Source organism: Escherichia sp. Lx600-2, from assembly GCF_036662595.1.
Taxonomy (GTDB): Bacteria; Pseudomonadota; Gammaproteobacteria; order Enterobacterales; family Enterobacteriaceae; genus Escherichia; species Escherichia coli.
Map to the genome: position 1 here is coordinate 25,537 of NZ_JAYQWM010000003.1, position 13,232 is coordinate 38,768.

Here is a 13,232-nt window from a genome sequence, read left to right on the forward strand (position 1 = left end):
CTGAAACTCTACGACCAGAGGTATTCGCCGATTGCGATATTCATAAGACTGAAAGCGATACTTACCGTCTTTTTACGTCGGTGCAGCTTCCGCCAGCCACTGACATACCTCGCTAAGCCGCTGCGCAGAGTCGACCAAATCTTCTGGCGCTGCCAGCACCACTTCCGGTATTGGGCAGATTTCATAACTTTCCAGTAAAGGGCCTTTTAAGGTGTCCGTACAGCGTAAATGCCAGACATGGCGTAACCCCGTGGCGTTGATATAGCTCTCGCCATAGCCAATGGTACGAATCTGAATATTTCCCGGCCCACAGAGACGTGAGAGAAAAAGCCGATCAGCCTCGCTGATGGGTAATTGCGTCAGATTAATGCTGTGCGGCTGCGCGTCGGGGTTACGTACATGCGCCAGTAACTCATGCGCCAACGGTAGGCCATTCATCAGGCCATCAATGGGCGGCGGTAACAGCGAATCTGTCGGCAAGAGATTTTGCGTTGCCGCCTGCCACAACGCCAGCGGCGCGCAGCCAGCCTCCAGTTTGTCCTCCAGCAACTTTTCGCCGCGACGTCTGCGCACCCGCCATAATCCGCAGAAGATCGCCTCCTGTATTTCACTTTCACTGTCGTCAGCCTGCTGAATGCGCACTGACACTTCCCCTTCCCCGAGAAGCGTATTGATAAAGTGACGATCGTCGGCATTGAGATTTAACAGATCGACTGCCAGCACCTCGCCCAACGGCGGCTGGCGTTCGCTTAGTTTATGTTGTAACTCGTTTAACAGCGCAATCACCTGCGGGCTGTGAGCACATTGCTCCAGGGCTGCCATACTCGGTTCATCATTCACCTGACAGGTGATCGGCAGTGGATTCATGCTGAAACTGTCATCGTTCGGTTGCGTTCCTGGCCCCAGCAGATGGAAAAAAGTTTCGCTCATGAGGCACGCTCCTGTTGTGGTTCGACAAGCCCACGCATCAGGTTTATCAGTTCCGCCCACGGGTGAATACCATTCAGCACGCCGCGATAGTTTCCGCCGGTAAACACTAATGTGGCGGGAAAGCGAAAGACGCCAAAGCGATCTCCGATGGCTTCGCTCTGTTCAAGGTCAGCAATCGCCACCTGCCATGTGTAGTCGGGAAACTCGCGCAGTAATTCGCCAATCATTACCGGATTATCGCTGACCTCTGGCGTGCGTTTCGGGTCACTGCTTAATAACACCACGCCGTCTGGCGCTTGCGTAAGCCAGTCGTCAAGACGGAATTCACTAACCGGCGTCCAGCCGCGCGCCAGCATTCGTTGCCACAACGCATCAAATGGCGTGTCGTTGCTCATCCCTGCTCCTCCAGTGTCATCCTGTACTGGCGCAAGCGAACGCCTTCGTAATTTTCCATCGACAGACAGTCATAATTGAGACAGCGCGATTCATTAGCCGGTTGCGGCACAATTCCCCATGCAGCCAGCTGCGCCAGCGCCGCCTGTTCCGCTGCGGGCAGTTGCTCCCGTGCCAGTTCGCTCAGGCTGCCGCCGTAGTCGTCGAGCATTGCGGGTTGCAGACCGACGAGGGCAATATGTGCTGGCAGATGTCCGCGGATATCTGCCAGCGCCAGCACTTCGGAGAAACTGTTCTGGTGCAGGCTCATTTTCTTCGCGCTGAGATAAGCCGGAATACGTTCTCCGGCATAGGTTCGCAGCGTTCCAGGTTCCAGCCCGTAGTCAATGGCATCGAGAATCAACAGATGGCTGGCGCTTTCGACATACCCCAGCAAGTTCAGTCCCTGAGTACCGCCATCGACAATCTCCACATACTCGGGCCAGTGGTAATGGGCATACAACCGTTCCGCCACCCGCACGCCGAAACCTTCATCGGCCCACAGCAGGTTGCCCAGCCCCATGACCACCACGCGTTGCTCGCTCATGAACGCTCCTTGTTACTTATTTTGCCAAATTTGTGGCTACGGTAGCCGTTGACCATGGTGGAGATCACCGTGTCGTCGGACATGATGTCTTCACGCAGCGCCATATAGACATGACCGATCACAAACGCGCCAATCAGCCACATCCCCAGCCGATGCCAGCTGTGAATGTCCATTGAGTTGCCTCCCGTCCAGTAGAAAAATTCCACCACATAACGGAACGGCGCAAAAATAGCGTACTGGCTGTGTTCGCTGTACAGCGCAAAGCCGGTGATGATCATAAAGACCGACATCAGGAAATAGCCAAACATCGCCGCCTGGGCGATGGGGTTATGGCCTATATCGGCACTCGGACGTTTTGCCAGAAACAGATACCAGCGGATTTCATACCACACGCCCTGCCACCAGCTTTTACGCCATACTGGCACGATAAACAGCTCGCGGGAGTATCGATTGCCAACAAAAGCCCAGTAGATCCGCATCAGCAAGACCACGGTAAAAACCATCCCGGCGCTGAAGTGAATTAACCTGATGTAGCCCATATAGAACAGATACGTCGCCTCGCCGCTGACGGAAGGTAGCGGTTTGCCGATAAAGTAACCGGTGACCATCAACACCGCCATGCATAACACCGTCAGCCAGTGCCAGATACGCACTGGCGCTTCAAAGACATAGTGGCTGACAACGTTGTCGCTTTTCTGTTGCATGATGATTCTCCTTCGCTGTTAACGCACCTGCACGGAGATCAGCTCGCTACCGTCGTCGCCCAGCACGTGTGTTGAACAGGCGAGGCACGGATCAAAGCTGTGCAGAGTACGCAGGATCTCCAGCGGTTGCTCGGGGATCGCCATTTTGGTGTTCATCAGCGCCGCTTCATAAGCGCCAATCTGCCCTTTGGGATCGCGCGGGCTGGCGTTCCAGGTGGTCGGCACCACGCACTGGTAGAGATCAATCTTGCCATCGCGAATGGCGGCCCAGTGGCCTAACGCCCCGCGCGGCGCTTCGGTAAAACCGACACCACGGCACTCTGTCGGCCAGGTTGTGGGTTCCCATTTTTCCGTGGAGGCGGTGGCAAGATTGCCGTTTTTCAGGTTAGTCATCAGCTTGTTGAAGAAATACTGCAACTTACCTGCGGCCCACTGTGCTTCGTGCGCGCGACACAAAATGCGGCCTAACGTTGACTGGATGCCGGAAAGCGGCAGGTTCAACGCCGACATCATGCGATCGACCGACTCAACGGTCGCAGCATCGCCTTTGTGATAAGCGATTAACGTGCGTGCCAGCGGCCCCACTTCCATCGCGTTACCGCGCCAGCGGGGCGCTTTGATCCACGAGTAGCGTTCCTGTTCATTCAGCTGCTGAATGTTGGTATCGCTGCCTTTGACATCGCCGGGGTTGTACCACGGGTCGGTGATGCCATCGAACGGATGACGCCCGACCTGATCGTTGGGATATCGATACCAGGCGTGGTCGACAAACTCCTGCACCTGCTGCGGATCAACCAAATCCACTGGCAGCACATTGTTGAAGTCGCCGTTAATCACCGCGCCGCCAGGCATCAGCAGACTTTTCTCGCCAAAGTCGTTGGCAATATCCGGGAATGCGCCGTAGCTGAGGACACATTTATCAGAAAGACCCGTGCCGATTTCGCTCCACGGTTTGTTGAACTGACCGATGGCTAAGGCGTCGGGGATCATCACGTTGTTAATGAAGTCTGCCGTGCGGGTGATAATCGACTGCACCAGGTTCAGGCGTTCCATATTGACCGCCCCGACCGCGCCGCTTTCGTCAATGTTAATGGCGCAAGGCATCCCGCCGACAATCCAGTTTGGATGCGGGTTTTTACCGCCAAAGACCGCGTGGATTTTGACAATTTCACGCTGGAAATCGAGAGCTTCGAGATAGTGGGCAAAGCCCATCAGGTTGGCTTCTGGCGGCAACTTGTACTGCGGGTGCCCCCAGTAGCCATTGCGGAAGATCCCCAACTGCCCGCCTTCAACGAATTTCTTCAGGCGGTTTTGTACGTCGAAGAAATAGCCAGGGGATGATTTCGGCCAAGAGGAGAGACTTTGCGCCAGTTCGGAGGTTTTCCGCGGGTCGGCTTTCAGCGCATCCAACACATCGATCCAGTCCATCCCGGCAAGCTGATAGAAGTGCACCAGATGATCGTGGCACCAGAGCGTTGCCAGCATAATGTTGCGGATGATATTGGCGTTGTCCGGCACTTTAATACCGATGGCATCTTCGATGGCGTAAACCGAAGCCAGAGCGTGTACGCCAGTACAGACGCCGCAGATACGTTCAACGAACGCCCACGCATCGCGCGGGTCGCGCCCTTGCAGGATGATCTCCAGCCCGCGAAACATGGTGCCGCAGGAGACGGCATTGGTGATTACATTCTGATCGTTAATATTCACTTCGCAGCGCATGTGGCCTTCAATGCGCGTAATCGGGTCGACCACCAGGCGGCGTCCGGCATTATTGATGGTGTATCCCTGAGTTTCGTACTGAGTGCTCATGCCTGTTTATCCTCATTGCCTGGCTGATGTTCGGTTTCTGTAGGTTGCTGATTATGACGTCTGCGCTGGTCAACGGCGCTGGCGACTGCGTGCACACCAACAGCCGCTGCCACCACACCAAGCGCGGTTAAACCGACGGTATCGGCGGTGGAATGAGTACCCATTTGTGGAATATCGACCACGCGGCTGTAGAACGAACCGCGATCCCAGAAACCATTTTCCGCACAGCCCAGGCAGCCGTGACCAGACTGGATTGGGAAAGAAACGCCATCATTCCAGCGTGTGGAGGAACAGGCGTTATAGGTGGTAGGCCCTTTGCAGCCCATTTTGTACAGGCAATAACCTTTGCGGGCAGCGTCATCATCCCAACTCTGGACGAACTCTCCGGCGTCGAAGTGAGCGCGGCGATAGCATTTATCGTGGATACGCTGACCATAAAACATCAGTGGACGACCCATTCTGTCGACATCTGGCAAGCGATCAAAGGTCACCATGTAAGTAATGATGGCGCTCATCACATCCGGGATCGGCGGGCAGCCAGGTACTTTGATAATGGGTTTGTCGGTGATGACTTTGTCGATAGGCGTTGCCTGTGTCGGATTAGGTCGCGCGGCCTGCACGCAGCCCCAGGACGCACAGGTTCCCCAGGCGATAATCGCGCTGGCTCCGGCAGCGGCACGTTTGAGTTTCTCAATAAACGGTCGACCGCTGCTGATACAGAACATCCCCTGCTCGCCCAGCGGCGGATTACCTTCTACTGCGAGGATATATTTGCCATTGTAATGCGTGATGATGTCTTCAAAGACTTCTTCCGCCTGGGTTCCGGCGGCAGCCATCAAAGTATCGTCGTAATCGAGGGAAATCAGGGAAAGGATGACGTCCTTTGCCAGCGGGTGAGCGGAGCGGATAAAAGATTCGGTACAGCAGGTGCATTCCAGACCGTGGATCCATACCACTGGAATGCGGGGTTTGTTCTCCAGCGCCCAGGCAATCTTTGGTGCCATTCCCGCGCCTAATCCCAGCGACGTGGCAGCCAGACTACAATATTTGAGAAAGCTGCGCCGGGTAACGCCCTGACGCCGCATGGCCTGGTAAAATGTTTCCTCGTTATTCATATCGCACGTCTCTCCTCCTTGCGACACCGGCAGGACACCGGGCGCACATGGTCGGCAAGCGACGTCCCTGTAGCAAGGCAAACCATCGCTTCACGTGAGATGCTGAAAACGAAAGCTCATCCTTCTGCACTGGCGCACGTCGCCAGAAAGTAATGTTAATAAAGCGTAGTGAAACTTTTGCACAAAACAATACAAACTGTGTGGATTTATCTTTTAGCGATAAAAATGGACCTATTTTTCTTTTTGCCGGGCGGTGGGATGTTTAGCCAGTTGCTAAACGAGCAAAAGAGAAGGAATTCATGGTGATGAAATGATCAATCTGCTGTTATTTCACGCTATCAATGCACTTTTGGCTGTTTTTCAGGCAAACAAACAAATTAGGGGTTTACACGCCGCATCGGGATGTTTATAGTGCGCGTCATTCCGGAAGTGTGGCCGAGCGGTTGAAGGCACCGGTCTTGAAAACCGGCGACCCGAAAGGGTTCCAGAGTTCGAATCTCTGCGCTTCCGCCAGATAAGATAAGGGGTTAGCTAAATGCTAACCCCTTTTTCTTTTGCCTGTCGAAATTCTCAGGGCGTTATATTTGCTTAATGACCTGATAATCCGCTGTTAAACCTGTTCCAGATCAAATGCGTAAAGATGGGTAAAACTTCTGGGTGCCCTTACGCATTATCATTATGCTGCTTAATTAATTACATCTGTCATAGAGAGTGACTCAATGGATCGTATTGTTAGTTCTTCACATGACCGTACATCACTGCTTAGCACCCATAAGGTGCTGCGTAATACCTATTTTCTGCTGAGCCTGACGCTGGCCTTTTCGGCGATTACCGCAACTGCCAGTACGGTGCTGATGCTGCCATCTCCGGGTCTGATTCTGACGCTGGTGGGTATGTATGGTTTGATGTTCCTGACCTATAAAACGGCGAATAAGCCGACCGGGATTATCTCCGCATTCGCCTTTACCGGTTTTCTGGGTTATATCCTCGGACCAATTCTGAACACCTATCTGTCTGCCGGAATGGGTGACGTAATCGCTATGGCACTGGGCGGAACGGCGTTAGTGTTCTTCTGCTGCTCTGCATATGTGCTGACCACCCGCAAAGATATGTCGTTCCTCGGCGGTATGCTGATGGCGGGTATTGTGGTGGTGCTGATTGGTATGGTTGCTAATATCTTCCTGCAGCTGCCTGCTCTGCATCTGGCGATCAGCGCGGTCTTCATTTTGATCTCCTCTGGCGCTATTTTGTTTGAAACCAGCAACATCATTCATGGCGGTGAAACGAACTATATTCGTGCCACGGTTAGCCTGTATGTTTCGCTGTACAACATCTTCGTCAGCCTGCTGAGCATTCTGGGCTTCGCCAGCCGCGATTAATCTCACCCGCTAACACTGTCATAGCCTCGCTTTATGCGGGGCTTTGTTTTTTGTTACACTGCCGGCAGTCTGATTAAGGTAGTAATAATTATGCTGATCTTCGAAGGTAAAGAGATAGAAACGGATACCGAAGGCTATCTCAAAGAAAGCAGCCAGTGGAGTGAGCCGCTGGCAGTGGTGATTGCAGAGAACGAAGGGATTTCGCTGTCGCCAGAACACTGGGAAGTGGTGCGTTTTGTGCGTGATTTCTATCTGGAATTTAATACGTCTCCGGCGATTCGTATGCTGGTAAAAGCGATGGCGAATAAATTTGGCGAAGAAAAAGGTAACAGCCGCTATTTATACCGACTGTTTCCGAAAGGTCCGGCTAAGCAAGCCACCAAAATTGCTGGCCTGCCAAAACCGGTAAAGTGTATTTAACGGATACGAAAATCGGTTAATTCATCCGAGGGATGATGCGGCTCGCTGAGCACCCGTTCTACACGCGCAGAACGCGGGCCGCCACTCTTTAACCACTGCATTAATTTTTCTACCTGCCCTTCTTCACCGCAAGCAACCACTTCCACGCCGCCATCGTCAAGATTTTTGGCGTACCCGGTTAAACCCAGTCTTTTCGCTTCGTACTGTGTGGTGTAGCGAAATCCTACGCCCTGAACTCGCCCGTAAACCCAGGCAATTATGCAGACTTTCGACATTGCTGCTCTCCTTATCCTTAATGGACGCGTTGCAAATCCATGGAAAACTCCGGACAATGACGCCCATTTCTTTGCATCGACAGAAAAGTAAATTATGAGTGTACGTTTAGTGTTAGCCAAAGGGCGCGAAAAATCATTACTTCGTCGCCATCCGTGGGTCTTTTCCGGGGCCGTTGCCCGCATGGAAGGTAAAGCCAGCCTCGGTGAAACCATCGATATTGTTGATCATCAGGGAAAATGGTTAGCACGCGGCGCTTATTCGCCAGCTTCGCAAATCCGGGCGCGCGTCTGGACGTTTGACCCGTCTGAGTCTATCGACATTGCTTTTTTTTCCCGCCGTTTGCAACAAGCACAAAAATGGCGTGACTGGCTGGCGCAAAAAGATGGCCTCGACAGCTATCGTTTAATCGCCGGTGAATCTGATGGCCTGCCGGGTATTACTATCGATCGTTTCGGTAATTTTCTGGTGCTGCAACTGCTGAGTGCTGGGGCAGAGTATCAGCGCGCGGCATTAATTAGCGCCCTGCAAACGCTGTACCCGGAATGTGCGATTTACGATCGCAGCGATGTTGCGGTACGTAAAAAAGAAGGGATGGAGCTGACCCAGGGCCTCGTCACCGGCGAGTTGCCGCCTGCCCTGCTGCCGATTGAAGAACATGGCATGAAGCTGCTGGTGGACATACAGCACGGACACAAAACGGGCTACTACCTGGACCAGCGAGACAGCCGCCTGGCTACCCGCCGCTACGTTGAAAATAAACGCGTACTGAACTGTTTCTCCTATACCGGTGGTTTCGCCGTATCGGCACTGATGGGCGGTTGCAACCAGGTTGTCAGCGTTGATACCTCCCAGGAAGCCCTGGATATTGCACGGCAGAACGTTGAGCTGAACAAACTGGATCTGAGCAAGGCTGAGTTTGTCCGTGATGATGTCTTTAAATTGCTGCGTACTTATCGCGATCGCGGTGAAAAATTTGACGTTATCGTGATGGACCCGCCGAAGTTTGTTGAGAATAAAAGCCAGTTGATGGGCGCGTGTCGTGGCTATAAAGACATCAACATGCTGGCGATTCAGTTGCTGAATGAAGGCGGTATTCTCCTGACTTTCTCCTGTTCCGGTCTGATGACCAGCGATTTATTTCAGAAAATCATCGCGGATGCCGCAATTGATGCCGGTCGTGATGTACAATTTATAGAGCAGTTCCGTCAGGCGGCCGATCATCCGGTGATCGCTACCTATCCGGAAGGGCTATATCTGAAAGGGTTTGCCTGTCGCGTCATGTAACTTGAAATGTGGAATTTTACCCTTATATCAAAGGTAAAGATTTCCCGGGAGGTGACTATGATTGCCAGCAAATTCGGTATCGGCCAGCAGGTCCGCCATTCCCTGTTAGGTTATCTCGGAGTGGTCGTGGATATCGACCCGGTTTATTCGCTCTCTGAACCGTCGCCTGATGAGCTGGCGGTGAATGACGAGCTTCGCGCCGCTCCGTGGTATCACGTGGTGATGGAGGACGATAACGGCCTACCGGTTCATACCTACCTGGCTGAAGCCCAGCTAAGTAGCGAATTGCAGGATGAACATCCTGAACAGCCATCCATGGATGAGCTGGCGCAGACCATCCGCAAACAACTCCAGGCCCCGCGTCTGCGTAACTAATCCCTGAACAAATCCCCGGAAGGTTTTTGCCTTCCGGGGATTTTTTATTTGGCCAGGCCCAGGCGAGGGATCTCAATAGCCGGGCAGCGATCCATCACCACATTCAACCCGGCATCCCGTGCCAGTACTGCCGCTTGCTCATTAATCACCCCCAGTTGCATCCAGAGGGTTTTCGCGCCAATGGCAATAGCTTCCTGTGCCACGCCCCACGCCGCTTCTGAATTACGGAAAACATCGACCATATCGACCTTTTCCGGAACGTCTGCCAGCGTGCCATACCCCTGCTGGCCTAGCAGCGTTTTGCCGGCAACTTTTGGCGAAACCGGAATGACGTGATACCCCTGGTCGAGTAGATATTTCATCACGCGATAGCTGGGACGATCGGGTTTGTCGCTTGCCCCCACCAGCGCAATGGTATGAGTGGACGTTAAAATGCCTGCAATATCGGTTTCTTTCATTATTTCCTCCAGACTGTTTCACAAAGTGTACGACAAAGCCGACATGCCAACCATGCAGCTAATACGAATGAATGAGAGCAAAAGCGGGAAATATGTCTATATGTTAGTAAGTATGATTAAAGAAAAATTTTGACACATTATTATTCGGGCGGTCTTTTGACAGGAGCTACCTATGAAAACCGGCATCGTGACCACCTTGATTGCATTATGTTTGCCGGTATCCGTTTTTGCCACCACGCTGCGGCTTTCAACCGATGTCGATCTTCTGGTACTCGACGGCAAGAAGGTCTCCAGCTCTCTGCTGCGCGGTGCGGACAGCATTGAACTGGATAATGGACCGCATCAGTTAGTGTTTCGCGTTGAGAAGACGATTCATCTTTCCAATAGTGAAGAACGGCTGTATATATCCCCACCGCTGGTGGTCAGTTTTAATACCCAGCTCATCAACCAGGTCAATTTTCGCCTGCCTCGCCTGGAGAATGAGCGGGAAGCTAACCATTTTGATGCCGCGCCGCGCCTTGAATTGTTGGATGGCGATGCGACGCCGATTCCGGTAAAGCTAGATATTCTCGCCATTACCTCAACGGCAAAAACGATTGATTATGAGGTCGAGGTTGAACGCTATAACAAATCCGCGAAACGCGCTTCACTACCGCAATTTGCCACGATGATGGCAGATGACAGTACGCTGCTTTCGGGTGTTTCCGAGCTGGATGCTATTCCACCGCAGTCTCAGGTGCTCACAGAACAACGGCTGAAGTATTGGTTTAAACTGGCTGACCCACAAACGCGAAATACTTTCCTGCAATGGGCGGAAAAACAACCATCTTCCTGAGATTTTTGTGCCTGTGCGCAGGCTTTTTCGGTCTTTATCTTGCAGCGATAAGTGCTTACAGTAATCTGTAGGAAAGTTAACTACGGATGTACATTATGGAACTGACGACTCGCACTTTACCTGCGCGGAAACATATTGCGCTGGTAGCACACGATCACTGCAAACAAATGCTGATGAGCTGGGTGGAACGGCATCAACCGTTACTGGAACAACACATACTGTATGCAACAGGCACTACCGGTAACTTGATTTCCCGCGCAACCGGCATGAACGTCAACGCGATGTTGAGTGGCCCAATGGGGGGTGACCAGCAGGTTGGCGCATTGATCTCAGAAGGGAAAATTGATGTATTGATTTTCTTCTGGGATCCACTAAATGCCGTGCCGCACGATCCTGACGTGAAAGCCTTGCTGCGTCTGGCGACGGTATGGAACATTCCGGTCGCCACCAACGTGGCAACGGCAGACTTCATTATCCAGTCGCCGCATTTCAACGACGCGGTCGATATTCTGATCCCCGATTATCAGCGTTATCTCGCGGACCGTCTGAAGTAATATTGCACAGGTGGCAAACGCCACCTGTTTCTTACGGTTTTCTCGCCACCGGCACATCCAGATTTTTCAGTATTTCCACAAAGGGAGAGGGATTCTCTTTGTTAAACAGTGCCCATACTCGATGGCGTGCCCGGGTCAGCGCCACGTACATTAACCGCCGTTCTTCAGCGTCCGGGAAATCCTCAACCGGTGGCAGTAGCGCCTCTTCCATAATCGACTCCCGCGCCGCAGCCGGAAAACCATCACTTCCCTCCTGCAAGCCAACGATGATGACGTAATCCGCCTGTTGCCCTTTGCTGGCATGAATGGTCATAAAGTCGATTTGCAACTTCGGCCAGCGTGTTGCCGCTTTTTCCAGGCTGGCAGGCCTCATGTGATGGTAACGCGCCAGGATCAGAATGCGCTCTTCCGGTTTGGCATAACCAGAGAGCTTATCCAGCAAAGCGTCAAGTTGACTCTCATCCAATAACGTGACGGCTTTTTTGTCTCCATTGGTTAAGCTGTTTAGCGGCTTTTTCAGCTGGCCTGGGTTCTGCTGAATAAACCGGTTTGCCACCTCACCGATACGACTGTTAAAACGGTAAGTCGTGTCTAAATCACAGCGATCGCCTTCACCAAAGTTTTCATGGAAAGCGGTGGTGAGCGACATTTGCGCACCGCTGAATCGGTAAATCGCCTGCCAGTCATCACCAACGGCGAACAACGTCGTCTGACTGTTTTGCTTGCGTAATGCCGCTAACAACGCTGCCCGCTGCGGCGAGATATCCTGAAATTCATCAACCAGAATATGCTTCCACGGGCTGATAAAGCGACCTTTCTCCAGAATCACAATCGCCTGATGAATAAGGCCCGAAAAATCGACAGCGTTTTCTGCCTTCAGCGCACCTTTCCAGGCTTTTAATAACGGGGCCATCAACTTGATACGTTTACTGAACAGATCGCGAATCTCTTCGGGTGCACTGGCAATCATTTCTGCCTGTGCACCACCGTGCATCCGCATCAGACTTACCCAACGATCGAGGCGTGAGGCAAGACGACGCTGTAATTTTTCATCATCCCAGAAGTTACCTTCTGGCACTGACCACTGCATTTCTTCCGTCAGCCATTGCCGCCAGCCCTTCGCCTGCGCTTTCTTTTCGCTGCATTGCTTGCGCCACTCAGCAATAAAGAGTTCATGACGGGCAGCGGTATCATTTTCCAGTTTGCTGACTATCGGAACTTTTTTGCTGCCCTGCTGAATAATATGCAGCGCCAGCGCATGAAACGTGCGTGCGGTAATGTCTTCGGTATGTAGCCGTTCGCGAATACGCTCGTCCATCTCTTCAGCGGCTTTGCGACCAAACGCCAGCAATAAAATTTGCTCAGGGGACGCTTCACCACGCGCCAGCAACCAGCCTGCACGGGCCACCAGCACCGACGTTTTTCCGCTTCCTGCACCTGCCAGCACTAACAGAGAATGCTCGCCATTAACGACTGCCCGGGCCTGCGCCGGATTCAGCGGTGAAGACTCGACCTGGCGGAAAAAATCCGCATACTCGGTAAGCATGGCTTCGGTATACGCCTGGTTATGCTGCAACCGAGCGCTTTCAATATCTTTCAACCAGGCCTGACATTTACGCCACGCCTCACGGCAGTTATCGAATTCTTCCAGTCGGTTAACCGGCAACGGCAACGCCGACAAAGCCTGGCGGATTTGTTGCTGAACGCCAGAGGTTTGCTCACGCGTCAGCCATTTATTTTCTCCAGTGCGCGTGGCAATCAAATCCAGTTGCTGGCGTAAAACACCAGACGCAATTTCGCTCATCTCGCCACTCCACCGCCGCCAGTGAGCATCAAGATGATGGTAAAAACGCTGCGTCTCGCCCCATTCGGTGCCGTGCAGACGCACCACTTTTTCGTCCGGCAGTACAAATTCCAGCTCGCCCCATACCAGACCGCGCTTACAGTGAATCGCCAGTAATTGATTGAAAGGAATAAGGTATTCGTGGCGATCGCCGGAGACTTTAATCCCGGCATTGAGGATCACCGCCCGATCGTAAGGGTGCTGTGCCAGACGTTTTCCAAGCGTTGTCGCTTTCAGTTCCATGACTCTGTAGATCCACACGAAATTA

At 52.7% G+C, this 13,232-nt stretch carries 15 protein-coding genes and 1 tRNA gene; 7 read left to right on the plus strand and 9 right to left on the minus strand.

Features of this window, described 5'->3' with window-relative positions:
- Positions 1–72: 72 nt before the first annotated feature.
- The 6 genes from OQV04_RS01545 to hyaA are packed head-to-tail and all read right to left on the minus strand — an operon-like array spanning position 73 to position 5,540.
- Positions 73–930: a hydrogenase expression/formation protein gene (locus tag OQV04_RS01545; RefSeq protein WP_000004885.1), complete on the minus strand. Its 858-nt coding sequence runs from the start codon at positions 928–930 to the stop codon at positions 73–75.
- Positions 927–1,325, minus strand: coding sequence for a hydrogenase-1 operon protein HyaE (hyaE, locus tag OQV04_RS01550; RefSeq protein ID WP_000063969.1), 399 nt, complete (start codon positions 1,323–1,325; stop codon positions 927–929). Before hyaE ends, OQV04_RS01545 begins: the two co-directional genes overlap by 4 nt.
- Positions 1,322–1,909, minus strand: a complete 588-nt coding sequence (hyaD, locus tag OQV04_RS01555) for a hydrogenase 1 maturation protease (RefSeq protein WP_000003670.1) — start codon at positions 1,907–1,909, stop codon at positions 1,322–1,324. The genes hyaE and hyaD overlap by 4 nt, the downstream gene beginning before the upstream one ends.
- Positions 1,906–2,613: a Ni/Fe-hydrogenase b-type cytochrome subunit gene (gene hyaC / locus OQV04_RS01560; RefSeq protein WP_001186424.1), complete on the minus strand. Its 708-nt coding sequence runs from the start codon at positions 2,611–2,613 to the stop codon at positions 1,906–1,908. The genes hyaD and hyaC overlap by 4 nt, the downstream gene beginning before the upstream one ends.
- 18 nt (positions 2,614–2,631) lie before the next feature.
- On the minus strand, positions 2,632–4,425 hold the full coding sequence (hyaB, locus tag OQV04_RS01565; protein WP_000107391.1) for a Ni/Fe-hydrogenase large subunit: 1,794 nt from the start codon (positions 4,423–4,425) through the stop codon (positions 2,632–2,634).
- Positions 4,422–5,540 (minus strand): hydrogenase 1 small subunit, encoded by a 1,119-nt coding sequence (gene hyaA, locus OQV04_RS01570; protein WP_032280669.1) that lies wholly within the window; start codon positions 5,538–5,540, stop codon positions 4,422–4,424. The genes hyaB and hyaA overlap by 4 nt, the downstream gene beginning before the upstream one ends.
- A gap of 425 nt (positions 5,541–5,965) precedes the next feature.
- Between hyaA and OQV04_RS01575 the strand changes: the two genes are divergently transcribed.
- The 3 genes from OQV04_RS01575 to tusE all read left to right on the plus strand — a co-directional run bounded on the left by OQV04_RS01575 (position 5,966) and on the right by tusE (position 7,339).
- Positions 5,966–6,053: transfer RNA gene (locus OQV04_RS01575), tRNA-Ser, on the plus strand.
- 206 nt (positions 6,054–6,259) lie between these two features.
- Entirely contained in the window at positions 6,260–6,919 is a 660-nt protein-coding gene (gene yccA, locus OQV04_RS01580) for an FtsH protease modulator YccA (protein ID WP_000375136.1), read from the plus strand.
- 90 nt (positions 6,920–7,009) lie between these two features.
- Positions 7,010–7,339 carry a sulfurtransferase TusE gene (tusE, locus tag OQV04_RS01585; RefSeq protein WP_000904442.1) on the plus strand — a complete coding sequence of 110 codons (330 nt, stop codon included), beginning with the start codon at positions 7,010–7,012 and terminating at the stop codon, positions 7,337–7,339.
- Here the strand turns inward: tusE and yccX are convergent.
- Positions 7,336–7,614, minus strand: a complete 279-nt coding sequence (gene yccX, locus OQV04_RS01590; protein ID WP_032280668.1) for an acylphosphatase — start codon at positions 7,612–7,614, stop codon at positions 7,336–7,338. The genes tusE and yccX overlap by 4 nt on opposite strands.
- A gap of 94 nt (positions 7,615–7,708) precedes the next feature.
- Between yccX and rlmI the strand changes: the two genes are divergently transcribed.
- The gene (gene rlmI, locus OQV04_RS01595) at positions 7,709–8,899 is read left to right on the plus strand and encodes a 23S rRNA (cytosine(1962)-C(5))-methyltransferase RlmI (protein WP_032280667.1); all 1,191 of its coding nucleotides are present in this window, start codon (positions 7,709–7,711) and stop codon (positions 8,897–8,899) included.
- Positions 8,900–8,956: 57 nt separating this feature from the next.
- Positions 8,957–9,274 (plus strand): heat shock protein HspQ, encoded by a 318-nt coding sequence (gene hspQ, locus OQV04_RS01600; RefSeq protein ID WP_001295356.1) that lies wholly within the window; start codon positions 8,957–8,959, stop codon positions 9,272–9,274.
- Between the two features lie 44 nt (positions 9,275–9,318).
- On the opposite strand, the gene OQV04_RS01605 is transcribed toward hspQ, so the two are convergent.
- Positions 9,319–9,732, minus strand: coding sequence for a CoA-binding protein (locus tag OQV04_RS01605; protein WP_000665217.1), 414 nt, complete (start codon positions 9,730–9,732; stop codon positions 9,319–9,321).
- A 172-nt stretch (positions 9,733–9,904) separates the two neighbouring features.
- On the opposite strand from OQV04_RS01605, the gene OQV04_RS01610 reads away from it, so the two are divergent.
- Entirely contained in the window at positions 9,905–10,567 is a 663-nt protein-coding gene (locus OQV04_RS01610) for a DUF2057 family protein (protein WP_000847791.1), read from the plus strand.
- A 95-nt stretch (positions 10,568–10,662) separates the two neighbouring features.
- Positions 10,663–11,121, plus strand: a complete 459-nt coding sequence (gene mgsA / locus OQV04_RS01615; RefSeq protein ID WP_032280666.1) for a methylglyoxal synthase — start codon at positions 10,663–10,665, stop codon at positions 11,119–11,121.
- A gap of 31 nt (positions 11,122–11,152) precedes the next feature.
- Here the strand turns inward: mgsA and helD are convergent, their stop codons facing one another.
- Positions 11,153–13,207: a DNA helicase IV gene (gene helD, locus OQV04_RS01620; protein WP_000420536.1), complete on the minus strand. Its 2,055-nt coding sequence runs from the start codon at positions 13,205–13,207 to the stop codon at positions 11,153–11,155.
- Positions 13,208–13,232: the final 25 nt, after the last annotated feature.